The following is a 24,883-nucleotide window of genomic DNA, read 5'->3' as shown; positions in this document are numbered from 1 at the left end:
GAATAGAGCACGGATTTTTCAGGATTTTCCGAAAGAAAACCCCTGACATCCCTTAAGAATCATGCGGAAAATTATCGCCCGAGGCCTGTTCGGCACGACCCGCGACCTGGCCCCCGATCACAGCCCGGCAGGCCGGTCGGCCGCAGCCCGGGCGCGCCTCAGAACCGCGTCGGCCCCTTCCAGAAAGAGCTCGACGCCGAAGGCCAGCTGCGCCGGACCATAGGTGTCCACCCCCAGACCGGCGATCCGCTCCAGATTGGGAAATCCGGGCTGCCCGGCCTCGGACAGCGCCGCGCGGAGTGAACGGGCACGGGGTCGTTCCGCCTCCCGGCCCGCCTGGACGATGTCGCGCGCATGGCCGAGACAGAGGGTGGCGAGCATGGTCACCATCCGAACGGCATCTTCATCGGGAAATCCGGCCGCGTTCAACCGGGCGAACAGCGCCTCGGCGGGTTCCAGCGCCCAAGCGGTCACCGCTTCGTTGAACCAGAGGTATTCGGACAGCTCCCCCAGCGAGGTGACGCTGTCCACGAATTCTCTGGCATAGACCCGGCACGCCTCGCGCCAGTCTTCGGCGGCCGCGACGCCTTGCCCCTGCAGGCGTTCTGCGAAGCTGTCCAGAGCGACGAGTTCGAAAAGGGACTGCCTGTCTTTCACATGATAGTGCAGCGCCTTGCGGTCGACGTTCAGGCGGTCCGCCAGCGACTGAATGGACAGATCCGCGATGTCGAATTGTCGGGCGGTCTGAACGATCTGCCGAAGATCCAGGCCGGCCCGTTTTCCCGGCCGGCGGGTTCGCCGCACTGCCATGTCATCCCCGCTCCCTGTCTGCCCGGCTCTGGTGATCAGGCAAGGGTCTTCCTTATCACGCCCCCGGTGCCGATGCAGCACGCCCGCACGCCTTGACTCATATTCCCTCTCGGGAATATCGTTTATTCCCGAACGGGAAATAGGGAGGCTAACCCCATGAGCGTACAATCAGAAACCGAAGAACGCCGGCCGAACGTCATCGTCACCAGAGAGCGCCTGCTTGGAAAGGCGAGCCGCTGGCGACGCCATGGTCAGCCGAAGGTCGCGAGCCCCGGAGACGTCGGGGATCGCGGCGTGTTCGGCCCGGGCTCGGTGGCCTGGGATGTTCTTCTGCATCCGGCGGTCATCGTGTTTCAGTCGCCGGCTCAGTTCATTCTGCAGCTCACCTACAAGCCGGTCGTGGCCGGGGTTCGGGACTGGGATCCCATCTCCCGCAAGGCGCATCGGGGCGAGCTGACGATGTTCGACGTCTTCGACCGCGCCCAGCGCAATTCGGGCATCCACGCGCCGATGTGGCTGGGTGATCTGGACACGGCACGGCGCGTCTCTCAGCACCTGATACGGGTCCACGAGAAGGTGGCCGGTGACGTCATCGATGTCGGCGCGCCCGAGATCGGCGGCTACCGGGCCAATTCCCCGCGCGAATCGATGTGGGCCGCGCTGACCGAGATGCATTCCATGCTCTGGGTCTATGAACGCCTCGGCTTCCGGGGCCTCCGGCTTCCGCGGCGCCTCCCGGCCGAGGAGCGGGATCGCTACATTCGCGAGGTCAGCGACTACTGCCGCCTGTTCCCGCACGATGAAGCGGACCTCCCTGCCTCAATGGCAGATCTGAAAGCGCTCTACAAAAAATACGACCATCTCTTCGGTGTGACGAAGACGCTCAGCATCATTCCGGAAACGGGCGACGACTTCCATGACTTGTGGAAATCGTCGATTCAGAAGAACTATCACCCGTCACAACGCAAGGTCAAACGCCAGCTCTTCTTCCAGGAAGGTCTGTTCAAACTCATCGCCATGAGTGCCGTCTCCGCGAAGACACGCCGCAACAGCGGCGTGACGCCGCGCCGGGAGAAGATGATCCTGGCGGCATGCTTCGCGATGATGCCGTTGATCTGGCTGCTCCAGCGCGGCCCGATCGAACGCTATTTTCTGCGGATGATGTGGGGGCCGGACGCGGTCGAACTGGTGAAGTCCGCGCGCCGGCTGCATGCAGAAGCAAAGCGGGCACGAAAGAACACCGCCCGGCAGGCGCGCTACGCCTGACGGCCGGAACGGGGGGATGCGGTGCGGCGGGCGGGCTCATGCTCGCCCGCGTCTTTTCTGCGCCGGCTCAATCGGTGCCGTCGAGACCCAGATCGCGCAGCTTGCGATAGAGGGTGGACCGGCCGATGCCCAGGCGGCGGGCCATCTCGCTCACCCGGCCGCGATACTGGCGCAGCGCCATGCGGATGATGTCGGCTTCGATCTCTTCCAGCGGCCGGATATGGCCCGCCTCGTCGAAGGCGCGGATCGGCGCCTCGGCCTCGTCGTCGCGTGGGCGCAGGCCGGCTGCCGGCAGCGGGCCCTGGGGGGCCGGCGGCATCGGCGCCGGCATGGGCGCCTGGGCGAAGCCCTGCGGCATCATCGGGGCCGGCTGCCCGCCGCCGGCCGCGACCAGCATCGGGCGCCCCCCCGGCATCTGAGTGCCCGGCATCTGAGTGCCCGGCACCTGAGTACCCGGCATGGGCGCAGGCGCCATCTGGCCCCCCGCCTGCGGATAGGCGAGCCCGCCCGGCGTCGGCGCCAGCGGCGGCTGACCGCCGGGCACGGCATAGACCGGCGGGCCGGCGCCGTAATCGCCGGGCAGCGCGGTATCGCCGAAGCCGTTGGCACGATAGGCCGCCTGCTGGACCTGGGGGAAATGCTCCACATCCAGGATGTCGCCGTCCGACAGCACCACCGCCCGGAAGATCGCATTCTCCAGCTGGCGGACATTGCCCGGCCAGTGATAGGTGGTCAGCAGCCGCTCCGCCGCCTCGGTCAGGCCGCGGATGCGCTTGCCCTCGGCCGCCTCGAAGCGCTGGATGAAATGGCGGGCCAGAACCAGGATGTCGTCGCGCCGGTCGCGCAGCGGCGGCACATAGATCGGAAAGACGTTGAGACGGTAATAGAGATCGTCGCGGAACTGGCCGGTCTGGACCAGATCCCACAGATTGCGGTTGGTGGCCGAAATCAGCCGGATGTCGATCGGCACCGGCTGTTTGGAGCCGACGGGGTCGATTTCGCCCGCCTGCAGGGCGCGCAGCAGCTTGACCTGCAGATCCGGGCGCAGCTCGCCGATTTCGTCCAGAAACAGGGTGCCGCCCGAGGCTTCCTGGAACTTGCCGATATGGCGCTCGCTCGCCCCGGTAAACGCCCCCTTCTCGTGGCCGAACAGAATGCTCTCGACCAGATTTTCGGGGATCGCGCCGCAATTGACCGTCACCAGCGGCCCGTGGGCACGGTCGCTGCGGGCATGGATCGCCCGGGCGATCAGCTCCTTGCCGACACCGCTTTCACCCTCGATCAGGATCGGGATGGTCGAATTGGCTGCCCGCGCCACCAGGCCCAGCACGGCGCGGATCGCCCGGCTGTCGCCCAGAATATCGGTCACCGGCATCGGCCGGCCGCGCCGCGGCGCCACCCCGTCCAGATCGTCGGCGACGCCGGGACGCAGCGCCTGGCGGATCGCGATCTGCAGCCGGTCGGCCGAGACCGGCTTGACCATGAAATCCGTCGCACCGGCCCGCATCGCCTGCACCGCCACATCAATGCCGCCATGGGCGGTGAAAACCAGAATCGGCAGATGCGGCCGGGTGGGACGCACCTGGTTCAGCACATCGATGCCCGACAGCCCCGGCATGGTGAGGTCGAGCAGCACGGCATCCACCCGCTCGCGCCCCGGCATCAGCAGGCGCACCGCCTCCTCGCCGCTGCTCACCGGCCGGGGCCGATAGCCGAAACGGCCGATCGTCGCCTCCAGCAGCCGGCGCTGAGCGGGGTCGTCATCGACGATCAGGATGGTGGGTGTCATATGATGGATGCGCCGTTCCGATGCCGTGGACGGGCGGCCGGAAACCCGGCCGGCCGCGGGAGACTGCATATTTAATCAGATAAGCGTATCACGTCCATTTACCAAGTTGGCCAACGCCAACGGCGCGATGGCCTGATGGCTGGGGTTGACCTGTGACGGTTCATTGAAATCAGCGGCGCATGTCCGTTCGGGTTGGTCGGCTCCGCCCGCCGGCCTATATTGTGTCCACCACGACGACACGGTTCCTTGAGGAGCAGCCTTCCCATGCCCGACGGCCACGAGCCCCTTCGCCCCGAGATCGGCGATCTGCCCCGCTGGCGCCTCGACGATCTTTATGCGGCCCCGGACGATCCGGCGATCGATGCCGATGTCGCCACGGCACGTGCGGATGCGGAGGCCTTCGCCACGGCCCATGAAGGCCGCTTGGCCGAGCTTGCGCCCACGGCCCTCGCCGATGCGATCGAAACCTATGAACGCATCGAAGAGGCGATGGGCCGGATCGGGTCCTATATCGGGCTGATGCACGTCACCCGCCTGGACCAGGCCGAGGCCGGGCGCCGCTATCAGACGGTGTCGGAACAGCTGACCGAGATTTCGAGCCGGCTGCTGTTCTTCGTGCTGGAGTTCAACCGGCTGGACGATGCAGCACTCGAAGCCGCCTACGAGGCCGAGCCGCGGCTTGCCCGCTACCGCCCCTGGATCGAGCGGCAGCGCGCCTTCCGGCCGCATCAGCTGGAAGACCGGCTGGAAAAGCTGCTGCTGGAGAAGTCGGTCTCGGGCCGCGCAGCCTGGGTGCGGCTGTTCGATGAAAGCTGGGCCTCGGCCCGCTTCACCATCGACGGCGAAGAGCTGACCTCGGACGCCGTGCTCTCGCGCCTGGGCGATCGCGACCCCGAGCGCCGGCGCAAGGCCGCGGCCGCCTTCTCGGAAGGGCTGGGCCAGCGCATCCCGATGCTGACGCTGATCTACAACACCGTGGTCAAGGACAAGGAGACCGAGGATCGCTGGCGCGGCTTCGCCCGGCCGATCTCGTCGCGCAACCTGTCCAACCAGGTGGAAGACGAGGTGGTGGATGCGCTGATCAAGGCGGTGCGCGAGGCCTATCCGCGGATCTCGCACCGCTACTATGCGCTGAAGGCCCGGCTGCTCGGCATGGAGAAGCTGAACTACTGGGACCGCAACGCCGCCTATCCCCAGGATGCCGATGCCGCGATCCATTGGGACCGGGCGCGCGAGATCGTGCTCGACGCCTTCGGCCGCTTCATGCCCGAAATGGCCGAGATCGCCGGTCGGTTCTTCACCGAGAACTGGATCGATGCGCCGGTCGCCCATGGCAAGGCCGGCGGTGCCTTCTCGCATCCGACCGTGCCGGGTGCCCATCCTTATGTGCTGATGAACTATCAGGGCAAGGCGCGCGACGTGATGACGCTTGCCCACGAACTGGGCCATGGCGTGCATCAGACGCTGGCGGCCCATCAGGGCCTGTTCCTGTCGGAAACCCCGCTGACGCTGGCCGAGACCGCCTCGGTCTTCGGCGAAATGCTGACCTTCCGCGCCCTGCTGGATGCCGAGACCGACCCGACCCGCCGCCGGCTGATGCTGGCCTCGAAGATCGAGGACATCATCAACACCGTGGTGCGCCAGGTGGCCTTCGCCAGTTTCGAGATGAAGGTCCACGACGCGCGCCGGTCGGGCGAGCTGACACCCGAAGATCTGGGCCGGATGTGGTTCGAGGTTCAGACCGAAAGCCTGGGCCCGGCCTTCGATTTCTCGGAAGACTATCGGAACTGGTGGGCCTATATCCCCCACTTCTTCCACACGCCCTTCTATGTGTATGCCTATGCCTTCGGCGAATGCCTGGTGCACGCGCTTTACGCCGTGCACGAACAGGGCGATCCGGATTTCGTCGCCAAGTACCGCACCCTGCTCGCTACCGGCGGGGCCAAGGATCATCGCGAACTGCTGGCCCCCTTCGGCCTGGATGCCGGCGATCCGGCGTTCTGGAGCCGTGGCCTTCAGCTGATCGAGGGCTATATCGACCGTCTGGAAGCGGAAGTCGCGGCGGCGGGTCTCTGAGGGCCCGGCTGCCGGGCCTCCGGCGCCGCCTGCCCGGAAGGAGCCTCCTCCCCCATGACCACGCCGACCTCTCATGACGATACCGCCGCCCCGGGTGGGGCGCCCCGCTCTCATGACGATACCGCCGCCCCGACAGGGGCGGCGGCTACGTCCGACGAAGACGATCGCCTGGGCGGCCGGATCCGGCGCTATGCCCGGGTCGGCACCGGTGTCGGCGGCCTGGCCGCCCGGCTGGCGGGCGAGCGCCTGTTCGGCCTGCCGCTGGATCGCGGCCGCCATGCCGAAGATCTGCGCGCAGCCCTGGGCGGGCTGAAGGGGCCGCTGATGAAGGCGGCGCAGATCCTGTCCACCATCCCCGACGCGCTGCCGCGCGAATATGCCGAAGAACTGGCCCAGCTTCAGGCCGATGCGCCGTCGATGGGCTGGCTGTTCGTCAAGCGGCGCATGGCGACCGAACTCGGGCCCGACTGGCGCAGCCGGTTCGGCAGCTTTGAACGCGAGGCCGTGGCCGCCGCCTCTCTGGGGCAGGTCCACAAGGCCACCACCCATGACGGCCGGGCGCTTGCCTGCAAGCTGCAATATCCCGACATGGCCTCGGCGGTGGAGGCGGATCTGCGTCAGCTGAAGCTGATCTTCGGCATCTACCGCCGCTATGACCGGGCGATCAACCCCGACCAGATCCATGCCGAACTGTCGGCGCGGCTCAGGGAAGAGCTGGATTACGGCCGCGAGGGCCGGCAGATGCGGCTCTATGCCCATATGCTGCGGGACGAACCCGATGTGCATGTGCCCGACTGGCTGCCGGAGCTGTCGACGAAGCGGCTGCTGACCATGACCTGGCTCGACGGCGCGCGGCTGATGTCGTTCCGCGACGCGGATCAGACGGTGCGCGACCGGATCGCCATGAACATGTTCCGGGCCTGGTATGTGCCCTTCTACGAGTACGGCGTGATCCATGGCGACCCGCATCTGGGCAATTACGCCGTCCGCCCCCAGGATTACGGGATCAACCTGCTCGATTTCGGCTGCATCCGTGTGTTCCGGCCGGGCTTCGTGAAGGGGGTGATCGACCTCTATCACGCGCTCGACCGCAAGGACGACGAGCTGGCGGTGGAAGCCTACCGCGCCTGGGGTTTCGAGAAGATCGACAAGACCCTGCTCGAGGTGCTGAACACCTGGGCCGGTTTCCTCTACCGGCCGCTGCTGGAAGACCGGGTGCAGCGGATCCAGGAAGAAAGCAGCGGCCAGTACGGCCGCGCGGTGGCCGAGAAGGTCCATGCCGAACTGAAGCGGCTGGGCGGGGTGACCCCGCCGCGCGAATTCGTGCTGATGGACCGGGCCGCGATCGGGCTGGGATCGGTCTTCCTGCATCTGAAGGCCGAAATCAACTGGCACCGGATGTTCCGCGATCTGATCGACGATTTCGATGTCAACACCCTGACCAGGCGCCAGGAGGCGGCACTGGCGGCGGTGGATCTGGACCGTCCGGCCGATTGAGGACCGGTGCCCGATCATTGACCGGTTTTGCCGAGGCGGCGGCGGAACCGGTCACCGCATGTCATTTTCGTGGCAGACGCCCCGTATGGCGGCCCCTGCCGTGACATTATCGGGAGTCGCAGCGAAATCAGCCGGTTACCTCGGTTACATAAAAAACCGTCAAAATCCTTGATATAAAAATCATGGTTAACAGATGGTTTACGCTTGCTCAGTGTTCCGGGGGCCCCATATGACCCCTTATGACGGCGGGGCAAAGACGGGACATCGGGAGGGGCAAACCATGGTTGTCGACGGACTATTGGCCATCGAGGCCGCCGCGGCCGCGGCTGCGGTGCTCGCCGCCTTCAGACTTGCTCTTTTGCCGCACGAGGATGCACGCATCCGGCCGATGAGCCGGGTTTTCGGCGTGCTGATGGGCATTTCGATCCTGGCCGGGCTGGGGCTTGCGATCGTGCAGCCCTCGGTTCTGCTGCTGATCGTCACCCTGCTTGCCATCTATACGCTGATCGCCGGCTGGCGGGCCAACACCCGACAGACCGCCGAGCCGTCCACCGCCGACCGGATGATGTCGGGCGTGGTGATCGGCACCGGCCTTCTGACCGTGATGGCCGGGCTGACCGGCATGATCGGCCGCGAGGTCGACCCGGCGCTGGCGGCGGTGATGCCGGTTGCAGCCAATGTCGCGCTGCCGGTTCTGGGCCTGGTCGGCGCCTTCCTGGCGGTTCAGGACGTTCTGGAAGAACCGGGCCGGGTGCGGGTCGGCCGGCATATGGTGCGCATGCTGGGCGCGCTGGCCGCCACCGTCACGCTCGCCCTGGTTCTGCACCGTCCCTTCGCGGGGCTGGGCGGCGGCATGATCGCCGATGGCGCCCATTGGATGGCGCCGGCGGCCGTCACCCTGCCGATGATCACCATGTGGACGCTGAGGCTGCGCCGTGCCGCGGCCGCCATGGCCGCCCGGCGTCGCACGCCGCAGGAAGCCGTGAACTGAGACGCCATAAGCTGGTGCGGGCGTCCGTCAGCCGGGCTGAGACGCCTGATCACCGGGGACGGTTCTGACCCGTGTCAAGTCGGCGGCTGCCGCCTGTTCGCGCGCAGCCGCCATGCGGTGCCCCGCCCAGCGTTCGAAATCCGCGGCATCCATCGGCCGGGCGATGGCATAGCCCTGGGCGACATCGCAGCCCCAGCTGCCCAGCAGCGTCAGGATTTCCTCGCTCTCCACCCCCTCGGCCACCACCGAGAGCCCCAGATTGTGGCTCATGCCGATGGTCGAGCGCACGATCACCGCATCTTCGCTCGCCGCCGACAGATCGCGGATAAAGGACTGATCGATCTTCAGTTCCTGCACCGGCAGCCGCTTCAGATGGGCGAGCGAGGAATAGCCGGTGCCGAAATCATCCACCGAGATCGTCACGCCGCTCAGTCTCAGCCCTTCCAGCACTGCGCGCGACCGGTCGGGGTCGGTCATGATCGCGCTCTCGGTCACCTCCAGCGTCAGCCGCCCGCCCGCGATCCCCTCGGCCTCCAGGCTGCGGCCGACGAAGCCCACGAGATCCGGATCATCCAGGTCCAGGGCCGAGATGTTGACCGACAGCCCGATATCGAGCCCGGCCAGCCGCCAGCTGCGCATCCGGTGCACCGCCTCTCTGATCACCCAGCGGGTCATGCCGCTTGTGGCACCGCTCTGCTCGGCCAGCGGGATGAATTCGGCCGGCGAGATCATGCCATAAGTGGGATGCTGCCAGCGGATCAGCGCTTCCGCCGCCACCAGCCGGCCGGTGGCGACATGGATCTTGGGCTGATAGAGCAGCCGGAACTCGCCATGTTCCGCCGCATGGCGCAGGTCGCGGATCAGGGCGATCCGGCGGCGATGGTCGTCGTCGCGCCCGGCCTGATAGAGCTGGATCCGCCGCGGCAGGCGTGCCGCATCCTGCATGGCGATCGCCGCCCGCCGCAGCAGATCCTCGGCCGTGCGCGCGTCGTCGGGATGGATCACGATCCCCACCCGGCAGGCGATCGAGATGTCGGTGCCGCTCACCTGCTGGGGCACCGCGAACAGCCGCTGGATGCGATCGGCGGCGATCACGGCCCGCGCCTGATCGGTATCGGGCATCAGCACCAGAAATTCATCGGCCAGCAGCCGTGCCGCAATCTCCCCCGGCGCTATCGCCGTCTCCAGCCGGCGGCCCAGTTGGCGCAGCACGGCGTCACCGCCGGTATGGCCCACCGCCTCGTTCACCGCGCCGAAATCATTCAGGCCCAGATGCAGCACGGCCACCGGCTGGCCCCGCTCCACCGCCGCCTCAAGCCATTCTTCAGCCGCCCGACGGTTCAGCAGGCCGGTCAGTTCGTCATGACGCGCCTTGTGGCTGGCCTCACGCTCGATCTCCGCCATGTGCAGCCGGGCCAGCTCTTCCCGGCGTTCGGCGGCGAAGCGCCGCTCCCGCTGCTGGTTCATGGCATCCGCCAGGCCGAAGGCCAGCAGCATCACCTCGATCGACGACCCGATGATCAGGGGCCAGACCCGGAAGCCGCTGGGCGGCAGCAATTCGCTGATTTCCAGGTAATGCAGGGCCACGGCGACGATCAGCGCGAAGAAGGCCGGCACGGTGAACCGGGCTTCGCGCACGCCCCTGAACAGCAGACGGACATTCAACAGGTAGACCACCACCACCAGGCCGAGGCCGATCAGGCTGAACCCCACCGCCAGCGCATACTGCCCGAACGCCAGCGGCACCAGCCCGGACAGGGCCGCGATCATCAGCAGGCTGACCACGCGGCGGGTGGCCACCGATACATGGCGGTGCAGACGGACATAACGGACAACGAACAGGCTGCCGGTGACGAAGGCCAGGATGATCGAGCCCGCGGTCATGGCATTGCTGAGGCCCGGAAGATCCGGCCAGAGATACTGAAAACCGAAACCGCGGAAACTGACGCTGCCAGTCAGCACCGCCAGAAGATGCAGGACGTAGAGACCCACCGCGCCCTGGTGGGTGACCAGAAAAACCAGGAGATTGAACAACGCCAGTGCGGCAAGTCCGCCATGGAACATCGAAAGCAGCGCGCTTTCACGTCCTGATGTCGTAAAGAACCCGGTGTAGTCGTACAATCGGAACGGCATGCTCGCGAACAGGCCGTCATGGGTTCCCAGGCGCAGATAGACCGTGACGGTCGCATCCGGCGGCAGCTGATAGGGCAGCACGAGGTCGCGATAGGGCAGAAGCCGGGTTGCGAAGGATCGCCGGTCGCCGGTCTGATTGGCCAGCAGGACCTGCCCGTCGGGCGCCGTGACGTACCAGTCGACATAATCCTGTTGCGACGTGCCGAGATCGATCACCACCCGTGCCGCCCGCGCCGACGGATTGGTCAGCGTCACACGGGCCCACCAGGCCATGTCGGGCGCATATCCGAAACGCAGAAGCCGGTTCGGCGTGGTCTGCCAGCCGGTGGCCCGGCGCGCCGCCTCCAGATCCATCCGGCCGCCCGGATCGGGCAGGATACGGGCGAAGGGCGTAAGATCCAGGCCGGCCTCGATGCCCCGGATCGTCACGACCGGCGCCTCCGCGGCAGAGGCTGTCCGCAGCGGGCCGCCCCCGGCCAGCGCGGATGCCAGCAGCAGCATCCAGGCCAGGGCAAGGCGCAGGCAATGGCGGGCCGTGACCGGGTGCATGTTCAGGCGGCACCTGCCGGCGCCGAGGCTTCGGCCAATGCCACCCAGAAAGCGGCGGCATCGCCCAGAACCGCATCGTTGAAGTCATAGCCGGGGTTGTGGATCATGCAGCTGGTCGGTCCTGATTCGATGCCGTTGCCCACCACCAGATAGCAGCCGGGAACGCCCTCCAGCATATAGGCGAAATCCTCGCTGCCCATCGATGCCTCGGGGATGTCGATCACCCGCCCGGCACCGAAGGCGTCCACCGCCACCGCGCGCGCAAAGGCGGTCGCGCCGGCATCGTTGATCACCGCCGGATAGCCGCGGTCCACCTGGACGGTCGCCGAAGCCCCCCAGGCGGCGGCCTGGCCCGCGACCAGCTCGCGGATCCGCATCTCGATCAGGCTGCGGGTCTCGGGGTCGGTGGTCCGCACGCTCGCCTTCAGCACCGCCGTTTCGGGAATGACGTTCGCCGCCTCGCCGGCCCGAAACGCGCCCACCGTCACCACGGCCTGCCGGGTGGGCGGCACGTTGCGCGCCACGACCGATTGCAGGGCGAGCACGATCGCCGATCCGGCCACGATCGGGTCCACCGCCCGTTCGGGATAGGCGCCATGGCCGCCGCGGCCGCGGACGGTGATCACGTAATCGTCCGATGCCGCGGTCAGCGCGCCCGGGCGGAAGCCGAACACGCCGGCAGGCAGCCCCGGCATGTTGTGCAGGGCATAGATCCGATCGACCGGAAAGCGGGTGAACAGCCCGTCGCGCATCATCACCGCCGCCCCGCCGCCATGTTCCTCGGCCGGCTGAAAGATCACCCGCGCGGTGCCGCGGAAGCGCCGCCGCTCGGCCAGGCAGCGCGCGGCCGCCAGCAGGATGGTGGTGTGGCCGTCATGGCCGCAGGCATGCATCCGGCCGTCATGCAGGCTGGCATGGGGCAGGCCGGTGGTCTCGGTGATCGGCAGGGCGTCCATATCGGCCCGGATGCCGATCACCGGCCCCGGCCCGGTGGTCAGGGTGCCGACGACACCGGTGCCGCCCAGGCCTTCATGAACCTCCCACCCCCAATCGGCCAGCGATCGGGCCACCAGCGCGGCGGTCCGCCGTTCTTCGAACGCCAGTTCCGGATGGCGATGCAGATCGTGGCGCAGCGCCACCATTTCATGCAGCCAGGCTGCGATCTGACGGCCTGGTCCATTCGGCTTCGACTGCGGCTGGGGGGCGGACATGAAGCAACCTCCGGTTCACCACGATTTGCCCGGGTCAGCATAGCAGGATGCAATGGTCTGGCTCCATGAAATCGCCTGACGGAACAACCGCCCTTTACCGGCCCCTTCGCAAATTTTACAACCTTATGTATATGATTTTCGGTCATTTAATTCTGATTAGTCGTGACTCTTTGTTAACCTCAGGTAGAATGTTCCTGTTTCTATAATCCCCGTATGGAGGGAGACGCCATGAGCGACAAAGTGGTGGACGTCAGGGATACGGTGGCGAAGCTCGGGCTGGACGCGAAGGAGCCCGACATCGCCCTTCGCACCGGGCTGACCGGCGGCAAGACCTTCCTGGTCCAGATCCGCCCGGCCACCCAGGAGAAGCCGGTGCTGATCGCCGTGCATCTCTGAGCCGGCGACATCTGAACGATCGGGCGCCGGTCCCGGGGGCTCCCGGGCCGGCGCCTTCCCCGCCGACGCCGACGCCGAAGGAAGCCCCCCGATGAGCCACGCCGCCCCCGATCCGGCTGCATCGCGGATCGACGCCGATCCGGCCCCCCTGCTCCATGGCGGCATCGTCGCCGCCGCCCAGCTGCGCGCGCTGGGCATCGGGCATCTCTTCACGCTGACCGGCGGGCATCTGTCGCCCTTGTTCGACGGCTGCGCCCGCACCGGCATCCGGCTGGTCGATTTCCGCCATGAACAGGCCGCCGCCCATGCCGCCGATGCCATGGCCCGGCTGACCCGCCAGGTTCAGGTATCGGCTGCAACCGCAGGCCCGGGCGTGGTCGGGGCCGCGGTCGCGGTCGCCAATGCATGGGCGGCCGGCAGCCCGCTGATGCTGCTGGCCGGCCGCAATCCGGGGGCTACGGAAGGCATGGGGGCGCTGCAGGAAGCCCCCCAGCTCGACATGCTGAAGCCCGTCACCCGCATGACCGCGACGCCGGGCGATCTGTGGCGCCTGCCCGAATTGCTGGCAGAGGCCGCCGCCACCGCCATGGTGCCGCGGCCGGCCCCCGTGGCACTGGATCTGCCCTTCGACCTGCTGATGGGTCGCGTGCCGGCGGATGCGCTCAGTTTCGCGCAGGGGCGCGGCCAGAGCCACGCCCCCGCCGCCGATCCGGACGCCGTGGCCAAGACCGCCGCCCTGCTCCGCGCCGCCCGCACCCCCCTGCTGCTGGCCGGATCGGGCGTCTATTGGGCGGGGGCGGAAGAGGCGCTCGACCGTTTCGTGCGCGAGACCGGCTGCCCGGTCTTCGCCAATGGTGCCGCCCGCGGCATCCTGCCGCCGGACCATCCGCAGATGCACAGCGCCGCCCGCGCCCGCGCCCTGCCCGCGGCCGATCTGATCATCGCGATCGGCATCGATTTCGACTTCCGCCTGAATTACGGCCGCGCACCGCTGATCGATCCCGATTGCGTGATCGTCCATGTCGATGCAGACCCCGCAAGGCTTGGCCGCAATCGCGGCGCGGTCATGGGCGTTACCGCCAGCCCGCGCCATTTCCTGACCGCCCTGGCCCAGACTTTCGAGGCCGATGGCCACCGGGTGCCGGCCGCCTGGCCCGAACAGCTTGCCGCCCGCGACGCCAGGGCGGCCCGCGCACGTCAAGACCGCCTGGACGGCGACGGCCCGATCGACCATGCCCGTTTCGCAGCCGAGGCCGCCCGGTTCGTCACCCCCGACACCGTCACCATCGGCGACGGCGGCGACGTGATCGCCGAAACCGCCGGCGCCATCCCGGTCGGCCGCCCGGGCCACTGGATGGATCCGGGCCCCTTCGGCTGCCTGGGCATCGGCCTGCCCTTCGCCATTGCCGCCCGCCTGGCCCGGCCCGCATGCCCGGTGCTGGCGGTGCAGGGCGACGGCGCCTTCGGCTTCAATGCCATGGAAATCGACAGCGCCGTGCGCGCGAAGACCGGCTTCGTGGTGCTGATCGGCAATGACGGCGCCTGGGGCGAGATGCGCAATTTCCACGACGACATCTTCGGCGACGCCAATCTCGACGGCCAGTTCTTAAGCCGCGCCACCCGCTACGACCGCCTGGCCGAAGCGCTGGGCGGCCATGGCGAGCGGGTGGAGCGCGCCTCGGGCATCGCCCCCGCCCTGGCCCGTGCCGCGCGCGCCGCCGAGGCGGGCGTGCCGGCCGTGGTCGAGGTGATGCTCGATCCGGCCGCCCGCCGCCCGGCCGGCGCCGTCTCGGGCAAGGCGATCGCCGCAGCCTTCGGCGGCGGCGATCCCGACGCCTTCAAGTCCTGAGCCTGGATGGATCCCGATCACGAGAGGCGCCGTTCCCCATGTCCGTCGACACCTTTCCCCCCCACCCCTCTGCACCCCGCCGCCCGCGCCTTGCCGCCCGCATCGTCGAGGCGGCGGACGGCATCGCTCTCGACCGCGGCGGCACGCGCTTCCATCTGGAGGCCGGGGGCGTGGATGCCCCGGCGCTGGGCCGGGTGCTGCGCCTGATCGACGGCGGTCGCGATGCCGAGGCGCTGGAGCGCGAGGCCGGGGGCGCCAACATGCCCCGGCTGATCCGCGACCTCGCCGCCTTCGACCTGGTCGACGAAGCGGCCCCGCCGGCCGCCCGGTCGGGCCGGGCCGCCCTGTTCGCGATCGAGGACCGGACCAACCGCCTGCTCTTCACCCGGCTGTATCGCAACCGGTTCTGGCGGGCGATGCTCGACGATCCCCATGCCGTGCCCGAGCGGGTCTTCCATGGCATGGCGATCGAGAACTACCACTTCCTGTTCCGCGAAAGCTGGTTCGACAGCCCGGTCCTGGCCTGGACCGGCAGCACGCCCGCGCGGGTGGCGATGAACCGCTTCTACGGCGAAGAGGTCGGCCATGACGAGCTGATCCTGAAGGCGCTGGAGGCCGTGGGGCTCGACCGCGAAATCCTGGCCCGCACCGTGCCGCTGCCCGAGACGATGGCGCTTGCCAATGCGCTGTCGCACTGGGCCCGGACCGACCCGATCCTGTTCTTCGCGACGCTCGGCGTGCTGGAAGGCCGGGACATCGACGTCGACAGCTTCGTGCGCGCGGCCGAGCGCCGCGGCATGGACGAGGCCTTCATCGGCCCGATCCGTGCCCATGCCGGCATCAACATGAACGGCGGCCACGGCCTGCTCACCCGCGAGATCTTCGATGCGCTCGACGGCATCGGCGAGGACGAGCTCGGCCGGGTGATCGACGGGCTCGACCTGTTCGTCGAGCTGTATGACGATTTCTACGGCGCGATCCTCGATCACTATGCCGTGCCGGGCGACCGGGTGCGGCGGGTGGAGGGCTTCGCCCCCGATACCGGGCTGCCGGCGATCGCGGGCAACGTCACCACCGATCCCTCGGCGCCCGAGACGGCGGTGCCGCGCCGGCCGAAACTCAGGGACGGTGTCGGCGTGGCGATCGAGCCCGCCTCCATCCGCCTGGATTACGGCGATCAGGGCTGTGCGATCGACATCCTGCCGGAAGGGCTGGACGAGGCGCGCCGGCTGATGGCCGCCCTCGCCGCGGGTGCCCCGCGGGCGCAGCTGGCGGCCGTGGCCCCCGGTTTCGGCGCCGCGGGTGTGGGCGAAATCCTGCAGGCGCTGGACGGGCTGGGCCTGCTGGAAGACGCCGATCCCGGCATCGCCCATGGCGTGTCGGGCGCCCAGGCGATGCGCGAGCTGCGCCGCTTCGTCGCCGCCGCCGAGGCGCGGATCTGCACCGGTGCCCTGGGCCGGGCCTTCGCCGAAGGCAGCGCCACACGCGCGCAGCTGATCGGCTATGCGATCGAGTATCATCAGGTGGTGCGGATGGGCCCGCGGGCGGTCGCCCCGGCACTCGGCCATGCCGGATCGCCGGCCCGGACCCGGCTGCTGGAAGGCTTCCTCGCCGAAGAGGTCGGCCACGACCGCACCCTTGCCGATGCCCTGGCTGCGGTCGGCATCGACGAGGACCTGCTCGACCGCCTGGTGCCGCTGCCCGAGACTTTCGCGCTCACCTCGACGCTGGCGGTGCTCGCCGCCCAGGATCCGGTTTCGTTCGAAGCCCTGCTCTTCCTGTTCGAACGGCCGGCGCAGCGGTTCCACGATCTGCTGGTCGATCGCGCCCGGGCGCTCGACATGCCAGAAGGCTTCTGGTCGCCGCTGGTCTGGCATGCCGGGCTGAACGACGAAGGTGCGCATGGCGACATCTCGTCCCGCCTGATGGGCTTGCGTGATTTCGTCGGCCGGGAGCAGACTCTGGTGACGCTGAAGGCGGCCGTCACCCTGCTCGAAGCCTTCGACCGGCTGGAGCGCCGCATCCTCAGCCATTACGGGCAGGGTGCCGACCCGATCCCGACCCTGCGCCTGCCGCTTTCGATGACCGCCACCCGCGGAGAGCCTGCCCGATGACCGCTTCCGCCTCCCCCGCGAGTATCCCCTTCTCCCCCTGGAGCCTCGGCGCCTATCGACGGCCGCGGCTGGCGGTGCTGCGGATCGATCCCCGCAGCCCCGACACCCTCGCCCTGGTCCATGACGGCGGCGTCACCGAACTCGACGTCACCGGCATCGGTGCGGCCGACCTCGCCGCCCGGCTCGACCGGCTGCGCGATGCGGCGGCGGGGGATTGGGCTGCGATACGCAGCGCCTCGGCGGCCCGCGCACAGCGGCGTGCGGCGGGCGCCGACCCGGACCCCGACGGGCTGGTCGATCTTCTGGACGGGCTCGACCGGCTGGGGCTGATCACCGAAACCGATGACGGCCACGATGTTCTGGTCGCCGATCATGCCCGGCTGGATGCAGCACTCGACCGCGCGGCGGGCTGGATCGCCGCCGGGCGGCGCGAGATCGGCGGGCTCGACCACACCGCCATGCTGGATCTTGCCCGCGGCCTGCTCGACCGCATCCGCGACGTGATCGCCGGCGGCGGCCAGGCGGGCCCCTTCGCCCCGCCGCCGGAGCTGCCGCAGGGCGCCGGATTCCATGCCGCCATCCTGCGGTTGCTGGTCGAGGCCTGGGCGGTGACCGCGCCGTTGAGCCTGGTCGCCACCGGGCGCCTGCTCGCCCGGCTGACCGGCACCGAGGCACGGTTCTCGGCCCCGCCCGGCTGTCTTTATGACATCACGGAAGCCGAACGCCATCTGGGGGTGGCGGCAACCACGCTGATCCTGGCGGGCCTGCCCGGGGCCGAACGCCGGGCGCTGCCGCCCGCCGGAACCCCGATCCCCGAAACCGGCATCGGCCTGATCCTCACCGCCGAGGCGATGACCCCGGCCCTGCTCTCCGCCATCGGCGACGACCGGATCGGGGCGCTGCTGGCCGGCCGGGATGCCGGTATCGCAACCGCGATCGCGCGCGGCGTCTATCTGGCGCAGTACCATGTTTCGGCGCGGATCACCGACATCTTCCTGCCGGCGATGCGCATGGCGCTGCGCCCGGGACTGCGCGGCCGCATGCGGCGTTATCATGTCGAGGAAAGCGGCCATGAAGCCCATGAGCTGGAGGCCTGCCGCCGCCTGGGGCTCGATGCCGACGCGGTGATCGACGGTCTGCCGCTGCCGCCCTTCACGGCCTATGTCGACCTGCTGGGCCTGATCGCCGATCGTGCACCCGCCGCCTTCCCGGCGGTGCTGATCGTGACCGAAGGCCTGCCCGGCCGGCCCAATCCGATGAACGGCCGGCTGGCCGCCGCCGGCATCACCGCCGCAGAGGATGCCGAGGTCCGCGCCCATGAGCAGATCAATATCGGCCTCGATCACACCACCATGCCCCGCCGGCTGGGTGCCGAAATCCCGCATCTGGGCCGCGACGATGCCCGCCGGGCGCTGGATCTTTATGCGCTGATGGTAGAGCTGAACGCCCGCGCGCTGGGCTGGCTCGCCGCCTTCCATGGCGACCCGGCCCGCCGCCCCGTCCCCGACTGGCTGCCGGTACCGGCGCGGGATCTGGCCGGCTGGGCCCGCGACGGCCTGATCTGACGCGGGTCAATCCGGCAGCCGGACGACCAGCTCCAGTTCGATCTGAAGCTCCGGCGCCGCCAGCGCGGCCACACCGATGCCGGTAACGGAAGGCTGCGCCGTGCCGAACAGCGCCCGGAAGCCCGGCATCATCTCGTCCAGCCGCTCAGGGGTCAGATCCACCACATAGACCCGGGCCATCACGACATCGGCCGGGCCGGCGCCAAGATCCGCGAGCGCGGCCCGGACATTTCCGGCCACCACTTCCATCTGCGCGGCAAGCCCCGTGGGCACGGCCGTGCCGTCGGCCCGCCAGGCCACCTGCCCCGACACCCAGGCCATGCGCCCCGGCTCCACCACCGAAATCTGGGAATAGCCGATGCCGCTGGTATCGGGCAGCGTCGACGGGTTCAAGCGGATGATCGGTTGTGTCATGCTTTCCTCCGGCATCATCTGGGATTTCCATGCTATTGCATAAGAAATCTCTACATTTGTAGAGGATCCATGTCAACCGACAAGCTCGCGCGTCGGCGCGCGATACTCGACGCCACCATCGGCCTGCTTGGAACCCGCGGGCTGGAGGGCGTGACTCACCGGGCCGTGGACGAGGCCGCCGGCCTCCCTCAGGGCTCCTGCTCGTATTATTTTCCGAAGAAGACGGCCCTGCTGATCGCGGCCGCAGAACATCTGGCGGCCCTGCTGGAAAAGGATTGCGACGACCTTCAGCTGGGCTTCGCCGACATCGCCGCCCGCGACGGCCTGGATTCGGCGGTCGCCTATGTCGCCCGGGAACTCGTCACCTATGCCGACACGGAACGCACCCTGTTCCTGGCCCGGATGGAACTGACCATGGCCGCCGCCCGCCGCCCGGAACTCGCGGATCTCGGCACGCAGCTGACATCGGCCGCCCGCCGCCCGATCGCCTTTTTTCTGACCCTGATCGCCGATGGCCGCCCCGATGTCCCGGTCGAAACCGCCGCCGGCCTGATCGACGGCATCACGCTGATGTACGCCACCGGCCAGGGCCCCAAACCCACCACCGATCAGGTGGCGGCGGTGTTCCGGTCGATCCTGTAGGCGATCTGTTCGGGTCGGACGTCACCCGGGCACTATTTAGGCAGGCCGTCCTCATCATAAAGCAGACGATCATGGTCTTCATAAGGCCGCCACACCTCCGCAGCCGTACGATCGGCGATGTCGAGCAACTCCTCGACACCCGCTCTCGTCCGTGCGGGCGGCGGGTGGGCGTCGTGGTGCTTCCGGGTCATGCCTCCCTCCACGTCAGGGCCATGAGGCCGCCGCTCAGCTTATCAGAATCGCCCTGAAATCATTCACATTCGTCCGCGTCGCCCCGGTCACGATCCGGGTGTCCAGCCGGGCGAACAGGGTGTGGGCGTCGTTGCGGGCCAGCATCTCCGCCGGGTCGAGGCCGAGCGCATGGCTGCGGGAGAGCGTGTCGGGGCCGATCACGGCGCCCGCCACCGGCTCGGCGCCGTCGATGCCGTCGGTATCGGCGGCCAGGGCGTGGATGCCGGGCGCGCCGCCCAGCGCCAGGGCGAGCGCCAGCAGGAATTCGACATTGCGGCCGCCGCGTCCGTCGCCGCGCACCGTGACGGTGGTCTCACCGCCCGAGAGCAGAACCGCGGGGCCCCTGACCGGCCGGCCGTGGGCGCGGGCCGAGAGCGCCATGCCGGCCATGACGCGGGCGACCTCGCGGGCCTCGCCCTCGATCCGGTCGCCCAGCACCAGGGGGGCGAGGCCAAGGCGGGCCGCCTCTGCCGCCGCGGCCTCGAGCGCCAGCATCGGGGTCGCGATCATGTGATAGCGGGCCCGATCGAAAACCGGATCACCGGGTTTCGGCGTCTCGTTGGCGGGGTCGGCGAGCGCCCGGGCGACGCTGTCAGGGGGCGTGATGCCCCAATCCGCCAGCACCCGCCCGGCATCGGCAAGCGTGGTGGGGTCGGGCACGGTCGGGCCCGAGGCGATGGTCGCCGGATCGTCGCCGGCCACATCGGAAATCGCCAGCGTCACCACCCGTGCCGGCGCCGCCGCGGCCGCCAGCCGGCCACCCTTGATCGCCGAAAGATGCCTGCGGACGGTGTTCATCGCCCCGATCGGTGCGCCCGAGGCCAGCAGCGCCCGGGTCACCGCCCGCTTGTCGTCGAGCGGCACCCCCGCCACCGGTGCCGCGGCAAGTGCCGAGCCGCCGCCCGAGATCAGGGCCAGCAGCAGATCGTCGGGGCCGAGGCCGCGCGCCAGATCGATCAACGCCGCGCTCGCCCGCCGCCCGGCCTCGTCCGGCACCGGATGGGCGGCTTCGACCACGCGGATATGCTGCGTCTCTAGCCCATGGCCATAGGGCACGATCACCAGTCCCTCGGGCCGCATCGGCCAGTCGGCGGTCAGTTCTTCCACCGCCGCCGCCATGGTCGCCCCGGCCTTGCCCGCGCCCAGCACCATCAGCCGCCCCTTGGGCGGCGCCGGCATATGCGGGGCAAGCAGCGCCGCCGAGGGGCGGCTGGCGGCCAGACCGGCGTCGAACAGGCGCCGGAGCAGGGTTTCGGGGGCGAGGGTCATGGGTGGCGGATCCATCAGGTCAGGGGAAGAGGCGGCGCGAAGATCGTGACCGGAGGTCGCATGGCTTGGCAAGTCCTGCAGGACGGGCCATTCTTGTGGCGCGCGCGCAGCCCTCCCCCTCCGGTGACTGGCCGGCCGCCCATCAAGGGTAGGGCCGGCCGTCGTCCAGAGATCCGATTCGTCGAGAGATCCGCATCCGATGATCCCGTCACGACAGCGCCTGCCCCATCTTTCCGCCACCGCGCCGCTGGCTGCGATCCTGCCGGTGGGGTCGTTCGAACAGCACGGCCCCCATCTGCCCATGACCACCGACACGCTGATCGCCGGTGCCGTCGCCGCCGCGATCCACGACGCCCTGCCGGCGGACATGGCCGCCGCCACGCTGGTGCTGCCGCCGCTGCCGGTCAGCTGTTCCCAGGAACATGCGGGCTTCCCCGGCGCCGTCTGGGTTGGTGCCCGCGCGCTTGGCGGTTTCGTGGAAGATCTGGCGGCAAGCCTGCGCCATCAGGGCATCGGCGTGTTCGCCATCGTCAACGCCCATGGCGGCAATTACGTGCTGGCCAATCTGGTCCAGGAACTGAACCTGACCGCCCATCCCCGCACCCTGCTGCTGCCCGGCCGCGACCATTGGGCAGAGGCCCTGCAGGCGGCCGGCATCACCCGCAGCCTGTCGGAAGACATGCATGCGGGCGAGATCGAGACCTCGATCCTGCTGGCCGCCGCCCCCGATGCCGTGGCACTGCCCCTGCCCGCCGCCGATGGCGCGCGAGAGCGGCCGCGGCTGACCGAGCTGGGCATGGCCGCCTATACCCGAAGCGGCGTGATCGGCGATCCCTCTGCCGCCACGGCAGAGAAGGGCCATGCCCTGCTCGCCGCCCTGGGGGCGACCGGCGCGACCGAAATCGTCCGCGCCGCGGTCATGGTCGCAGGCGACGACAGCTGAGGCCGGCCGGATTTGACCGCCCCCCTCACGCCCGCCCCCCTCACGCCCGACCCCTTCACGCCCGAGCTGATCCGCCCCGACGCCCGCGCCCGGGTGATCTTCCTCTGCGATCATGCCAGCAACCACATCCCGCCTGAATATCAGGGGCTTGGTCTGGATCCGGCCGTGCTCGGCCGGCATGTGGCCTGGGATATCGGGGCGGCCGAGGTGACCCGCCGCCTGGCCGGTGCCTTCGCGGCCCCTGCGGTGCTGACCACGGTCTCGCGGCTGGTGCTGGATGTGAACCGTTTCCTCGACGACCCGGCGTCGATGCCCGGCCGGTCCGACGGGATCGAGGTGCCGGGCAACCGGCGGGCCGGGCCGGCAGAGCATCGGGATCGGGCCGCGCGGATCTTCCATCCCTATCACACCGCCGTCGACCGCCGGATCACCGCCCTGGTCGCCGCCGGGCTGCACCCGGCGGTGGTCTCGGTCCATTCCTGCACCGACCGGATGGACGGCCAGCATCGCCCCTGGCATGTGGGTGTGCTCCATGCCCGCAACGACCGTCTGGCGACGCCGCTGCTCCGCCATCTGCGTGCCTCGCCCGGGCTGGTGGTGGGCGACAATCAGCCCTATTCGCTGAAAACCATGCGCGGCTACACCACCGACATCCATGCCGAACGGCGCGGCCTGCCCTATGTGGCGCTGGAGATCCGCCAGGATCTGATCACAACGACCGAGGGCGCTGCGGTCATGGCCGGGCTGATCGCCGCCGCCCTTTCTGCGGCGATCGCCGGGCTGGACTGATCGGCCTCCGCGCCCCACATTCCCCGTCTCCCGTCTGATGAGGACCAGCCAGATGACCGATACCCGCACCGAACTCGAAGCCGCCGTTTTCCGCCGTCTGGTCCAGCATCTGCGCGACCGGCCGGAGGTGCAGAACATCGATCTGATGAACCTGGCCGGCTTCTGCCGCAACTGCCTGTCGAACTGGTATGCCGATGCCGCGGCCGAAAAGGGCGAGCCGATCGACAAGGAAGCGGCGCGCGAACTGGTCTATGGCATGCCCTATGCCGAATGGAAGGCCCGCCACCAGACCGAGGCGACGCCCGAACAGCAGGCGGCCTTTGCGGCGAAACAGGCGGCGGCGCACAAGGGCTGACGCTGACGGGGGCTGACGCTGACGGGGGCTGACGCTGACGGGCTGGCGCTGACGCCGACCGCCGCACGCGGTCCGCGTCAGACCGCCCAGCAGCCGCAGCCGACGGCCCCCCAGAAACCGGCCAGATCGCCGTCCTGCACCGGCAGGGAAGCGGCGCGCGGCCGGGCATGGGCATGGCCGTGGATGCCGCAGGCGCTGGCACAGCAGCTGCCGGCCGCGGCGACCGAGCGGTCGATGCCCTCGGCCGCCATCGCCGCCTTGCGCTGCTTCACCTGATCCAGCGCATAGCGCCTGGTCGGCGCCCAGTCGGGGCTGACCGGCAGCGGCGGCGGCGCCAGCCGGTCGAAGGGGCCGGCGCCATGCACGATCCGGCCGCCGACGATGGTCAGCAGGCTTTCGATCCCGGCGATCGCCTCGTCGGCGACCGTCATCAGATCCTCGGACAGCACCGCCAGGTCGGCGAACTGCCCGGCCTGGATCCGGCCCTTCTTCCCCCCTTCGGTCGAGAACCAGGCCGAGCCTTCGGTCCACATGCCGAGCGCCTCCAGCCGCGAGGGCCGGGTCGAGGGCGGGTAGAGCTGCAGACCGCCCACCGTCCGCCCGCCGATCAGCCAGGCGAGCGCCGTCCAGGGGTTGTAGCTGGCCACCCGGGTCGCATCGGTGCCGCCGCCGACCGGCAGGCCCATATCCAGCATCCGGCGCACCGGCGGCGTGGCCTCAGCAGCGCGGGCGCCATAACGATCGACGAAGGCCTCGCCCTGAAAGGCCATGCGGTGCTGGACCGCGATCCCGCCGCCCAGCGCCGCGATCCGCTCCAGATTGCGCGCGGTCACCGTCTCGGCATGATCGAAGAACCAATGCAGCCCGTCGAAGGGGATCTCGCGGTTCACCCGCTCGAACACGTCGAGCGCGCGGCCGATGCTTTCGTCATAGGTGGCGTGCAGGCGGAAGGGCCAGCGATTGGCGACCAGCACCCGCACCACCTGCTCCAGCTGGCCCTCCATCTCGGGCGGCAGCTCCGGGCGCGGCATGAAGAAATCTTCGAAATCGGCGGCCGAGAACACCAGCATCTCGCCGGCACCGTTGTGGCGGAACCAGTCGCCGCCATCGCCCGGCGTCACCTGGGCGGCCCAGTTCACGAAATCCTCTGTCTCGGCACCCGGACGCTGGGTGAAGAGGTTGTAGGCGATGCGCACCGTCAGCTGGTCGTCCTCGGCCAGCCTGCGGATGATCGCATAATCGTCCGGATAGTTCTGAAAGCCGCCGCCGGCATCGATCACGCTGGTCACGCCCAGCCGGTTCAGCTCGCGCATGAACTGGCGGGTGGAGTTGATCTGATCCTCCGGCTCCAGCTTCGGCCCGCGGGCGAGCGTCGCGTACAGGATCGCCGCATTGGGTTTGGCCAGCAGCAGCCCCGTCGGCTCGCCATGGGCATCGCGCTGGATCTCGCCGCCCGGCGGTTCCGGCGTGTCGCGGGTATAGCCCACCGCACGGAGCGCCGCCCGGTTCAGCAGCGCCCGGTCGTAGAGATGCAGGATGAAGACCGGCGTGTCGGGGGCCGCCGCATTGATCTCGTCCAGCGTCGGCAGCCGCTTCTCGCGGAACTGGTACATGGTGAACGAGCCCACCACCCGCACCCATTGCGGGGGAGGCGTCACCCGCGCCTGCGCCTTCAGCAGGGCCAGCGCGTCGTGAACGCTCTCGATCCCCTCCCAGCGCAGCTCCATGTTGTAGTTCAGCCCGCCGCGGATCAGATGGGTGTGGCTGTCGTTGAGGCCCGGGATCACCCGCCGGCCGCCCAGATCGATCACCTGCGTCTCGGGGCCGGTCGACGCCGCCAGATCCCGGCGGCGCCCGACGGCGAGGATGCGGCCATCGGCGATCGCCACCGCATCCGCCTCGGGATTGGCGGGATCGAGCGTGGTGACCCGGCCGTTGACCAGCAGCAGGTCGGCTGTCGGTGATCCGCTGGATGCAGACATGGATGGCGATCC

The 24,883-nt window shown here is 69.2% G+C and carries 19 protein-coding genes; 12 read left to right on the top strand and 7 right to left on the bottom strand.

Annotation, left to right across the window (positions count from 1 at the left end; all coding sequences use genetic code 11):
- Window positions 1–117: 117 nt before the first annotated feature.
- On the bottom strand, window positions 118–810 hold the full coding sequence (locus tag WI697_RS10950; protein ID WP_345958474.1) for a TetR/AcrR family transcriptional regulator C-terminal domain-containing protein: 693 nt from the start codon (window positions 808–810) through the stop codon (window positions 118–120).
- Between the two features lie 156 nt (window positions 811–966).
- Between WI697_RS10950 and WI697_RS10945 the strand changes: the two genes are divergently transcribed.
- Window positions 967–2,076 carry an oxygenase MpaB family protein gene (locus tag WI697_RS10945; RefSeq protein WP_345958473.1) on the top strand — a complete coding sequence of 370 codons (1,110 nt, stop codon included), beginning with the start codon at window positions 967–969 and terminating at the stop codon, window positions 2,074–2,076.
- Window positions 2,077–2,143: 67 nt separating this feature from the next.
- Here the strand turns inward: WI697_RS10945 and WI697_RS10940 are convergent, their stop codons facing one another.
- Window positions 2,144–3,865 (bottom strand): sigma-54-dependent transcriptional regulator, encoded by a 1,722-nt coding sequence (locus WI697_RS10940; protein WP_345958472.1) that lies wholly within the window; start codon window positions 3,863–3,865, stop codon window positions 2,144–2,146.
- Between the two features lie 264 nt (window positions 3,866–4,129).
- Here WI697_RS10940 and WI697_RS10935 point away from each other — a divergent pair, with 264 nt between their 5' ends.
- The 3 genes from WI697_RS10935 (at window position 4,130) to WI697_RS10925 (ending at window position 8,429) form a co-directional block, all read left to right on the top strand.
- Entirely contained in the window at window positions 4,130–5,941 is a 1,812-nt protein-coding gene (locus WI697_RS10935; protein WP_345958471.1) for a M3 family oligoendopeptidase, read from the top strand.
- A gap of 54 nt (window positions 5,942–5,995) precedes the next feature.
- Complete coding sequence (locus tag WI697_RS10930; RefSeq protein WP_345958470.1) at window positions 5,996–7,438, top strand: ABC1 kinase family protein; 1,443 nt, start codon at window positions 5,996–5,998, stop codon at window positions 7,436–7,438.
- A gap of 280 nt (window positions 7,439–7,718) precedes the next feature.
- A complete protein-coding gene (locus WI697_RS10925) occupies window positions 7,719–8,429 on the top strand; it encodes a hypothetical protein (RefSeq protein ID WP_345958469.1) in 711 nt (236 codons plus the stop codon).
- A 27-nt stretch (window positions 8,430–8,456) separates the two neighbouring features.
- On the opposite strand, the gene WI697_RS10920 is transcribed toward WI697_RS10925, so the two are convergent.
- Together WI697_RS10920 and WI697_RS10915 are read right to left on the bottom strand one after the other, a co-directional pair.
- Window positions 8,457–11,111, bottom strand: a complete 2,655-nt coding sequence (locus tag WI697_RS10920) for an EAL domain-containing protein (protein ID WP_345958468.1) — start codon at window positions 11,109–11,111, stop codon at window positions 8,457–8,459.
- Window positions 11,112–11,113: 2 nt separating this feature from the next.
- Window positions 11,114–12,253 (bottom strand): M20 aminoacylase family protein, encoded by a 1,140-nt coding sequence (locus WI697_RS10915; RefSeq protein ID WP_345958560.1) that lies wholly within the window; start codon window positions 12,251–12,253, stop codon window positions 11,114–11,116.
- 297 nt (window positions 12,254–12,550) lie between these two features.
- On the opposite strand from WI697_RS10915, the gene WI697_RS10910 reads away from it, so the two are divergent.
- The 4 genes from WI697_RS10910 (at window position 12,551) to WI697_RS10895 (ending at window position 18,246) form a co-directional block, all read left to right on the top strand.
- On the top strand, window positions 12,551–12,718 hold the full coding sequence (locus WI697_RS10910) for a hypothetical protein (RefSeq protein ID WP_197465132.1): 168 nt from the start codon (window positions 12,551–12,553) through the stop codon (window positions 12,716–12,718).
- Window positions 12,719–12,809: 91 nt separating this feature from the next.
- A complete protein-coding gene (locus WI697_RS10905) occupies window positions 12,810–14,567 on the top strand; it encodes a thiamine pyrophosphate-binding protein (protein ID WP_345958467.1) in 1,758 nt (585 codons plus the stop codon).
- A 38-nt stretch (window positions 14,568–14,605) separates the two neighbouring features.
- Window positions 14,606–16,681: an iron-containing redox enzyme family protein gene (locus WI697_RS10900; protein ID WP_345958466.1), complete on the top strand. Its 2,076-nt coding sequence runs from the start codon at window positions 14,606–14,608 to the stop codon at window positions 16,679–16,681.
- Entirely contained in the window at window positions 16,678–18,246 is a 1,569-nt protein-coding gene (locus tag WI697_RS10895; RefSeq protein ID WP_345958465.1) for a hypothetical protein, read from the top strand. The genes WI697_RS10900 and WI697_RS10895 overlap by 4 nt, the downstream gene beginning before the upstream one ends.
- 6 nt (window positions 18,247–18,252) lie before the next feature.
- Here the strand turns inward: WI697_RS10895 and WI697_RS10890 are convergent, their stop codons facing one another.
- On the bottom strand, window positions 18,253–18,660 hold the full coding sequence (locus tag WI697_RS10890; RefSeq protein ID WP_298646539.1) for a RidA family protein: 408 nt from the start codon (window positions 18,658–18,660) through the stop codon (window positions 18,253–18,255).
- A gap of 69 nt (window positions 18,661–18,729) precedes the next feature.
- On the opposite strand from WI697_RS10890, the gene WI697_RS10885 reads away from it, so the two are divergent.
- Complete coding sequence (locus tag WI697_RS10885) at window positions 18,730–19,302, top strand: TetR/AcrR family transcriptional regulator (RefSeq protein ID WP_345958464.1); 573 nt, start codon at window positions 18,730–18,732, stop codon at window positions 19,300–19,302.
- Between the two features lie 225 nt (window positions 19,303–19,527).
- Here the strand turns inward: WI697_RS10885 and WI697_RS10880 are convergent, their stop codons facing one another.
- Complete coding sequence (locus WI697_RS10880; protein ID WP_345958463.1) at window positions 19,528–20,802, bottom strand: glycerate kinase type-2 family protein; 1,275 nt, start codon at window positions 20,800–20,802, stop codon at window positions 19,528–19,530.
- 199 nt (window positions 20,803–21,001) lie between these two features.
- Here WI697_RS10880 and WI697_RS10875 point away from each other — a divergent pair, with 199 nt between their 5' ends.
- The 3 genes from WI697_RS10875 to WI697_RS10865 are packed head-to-tail and all read left to right on the top strand — an operon-like array spanning window position 21,002 to window position 22,889.
- Window positions 21,002–21,745 (top strand): creatininase family protein, encoded by a 744-nt coding sequence (locus WI697_RS10875; protein WP_062763661.1) that lies wholly within the window; start codon window positions 21,002–21,004, stop codon window positions 21,743–21,745.
- A gap of 12 nt (window positions 21,746–21,757) precedes the next feature.
- Window positions 21,758–22,534, top strand: a complete 777-nt coding sequence (locus WI697_RS10870; RefSeq protein WP_345958462.1) for an N-formylglutamate amidohydrolase — start codon at window positions 21,758–21,760, stop codon at window positions 22,532–22,534.
- Window positions 22,535–22,586: 52 nt separating this feature from the next.
- Window positions 22,587–22,889, top strand: coding sequence for a DUF1244 domain-containing protein (locus WI697_RS10865; protein WP_062763663.1), 303 nt, complete (start codon window positions 22,587–22,589; stop codon window positions 22,887–22,889).
- 77 nt (window positions 22,890–22,966) lie between these two features.
- On the opposite strand, the gene WI697_RS10860 is transcribed toward WI697_RS10865, so the two are convergent.
- Window positions 22,967–24,871 (bottom strand): amidohydrolase, encoded by a 1,905-nt coding sequence (locus tag WI697_RS10860; protein WP_345958461.1) that lies wholly within the window; start codon window positions 24,869–24,871, stop codon window positions 22,967–22,969.
- Between the last annotated feature and the right edge of the window lie 12 nt (window positions 24,872–24,883).

The organism is Tistrella mobilis (genome assembly GCF_039634785.1).
GTDB classification, from domain to species: Bacteria; Pseudomonadota; Alphaproteobacteria; order Tistrellales; family Tistrellaceae; genus Tistrella; species Tistrella mobilis.
Note: the sequence above shows the minus strand (reverse complement) of the source record. Positions and strands in the feature narration are given on the sequence as shown.